This window comes from Paenibacillus sp. 01T422, from assembly GCF_056398785.1.
In genome coordinates, this window is record NZ_JBFTQB010001490.1 from 1 (window position 1) to 708 (window position 708).

1 protein-coding gene is annotated in these 708 nt (G+C 37.4%); it reads left to right on the forward strand.

The genetic code is table 11. The features are described from left to right. The first annotated feature begins 371 nt into the window (after positions 1-371). Positions 372-578 (forward strand): hypothetical protein, encoded by a 207-nt coding sequence (locus AC1DUA_RS39755; RefSeq protein ID WP_477504894.1) that lies wholly within the window; start codon positions 372-374, stop codon positions 576-578. Positions 579-708 lie beyond the last annotated feature (130 nt).

The window sequence follows — 708 nt, forward strand, 5'->3', positions numbered from 1 at the left end:
GCTTTTTTCCTCCATCACGGCAATGAATGTCTTGAAAAATCTCCCCTCTAACAAGTCAATCATAACTCCTACAACCCCTTAGTTATTTGATTTTGAAATAACAGATATTGAATCTTTCCATAACTAAAATAGATAAGCCTATGATAACATAACGTCTAAGCAATCAAGAAATTCCTGAAAAATGCTTCGGACTAAGCAACAAAACATGAGGTTTTAAGTGAATTTAAGTGGAATCACGAAATTTGGGGGAAATGGGAGGGAGACAGGATGGAGACGATTGAGCAGCTACACACAGAGAAAGAAAAGTATAATAGGCTTTTGAAGAACGATAGGGTAGGAAGTGTCATTTCGCGGAAAGGAGGTAGTGTAACATGAAAACACTTCAACATGATATGGAACTAGACAATGCTATTTTATTTTATCAATATGTAATGGTCATGCAGGACGGAAAAATGATCGGAGGAGGTCTTATTGAAGCCTACAATGAACACGAGATACAGGTGGGTAATCAACAATATTCACGTGAGAAATTGAGCTTTATTGCTGCACCTGCTCCTCAAGTGTCCTTTAATTTGTGATGTAAATCAAGGATAAGTCAAATTGAATAAGAGGATGTCCCAAAGCCCTGAAAATGGCGTGGCACCCTCTCATTTGTTTCATAATGTGCTAACGGACATTTTATCTGCCAGCTTTAATTCAACAATATGA

Coding starts and splice junctions, on each gene's coding strand:
- AC1DUA_RS39755 (WP_477504894.1), top strand. CDS start 372: ATGAAAACACTTCAACATGATATGGAACTAGACAATGCTATTTTATTT.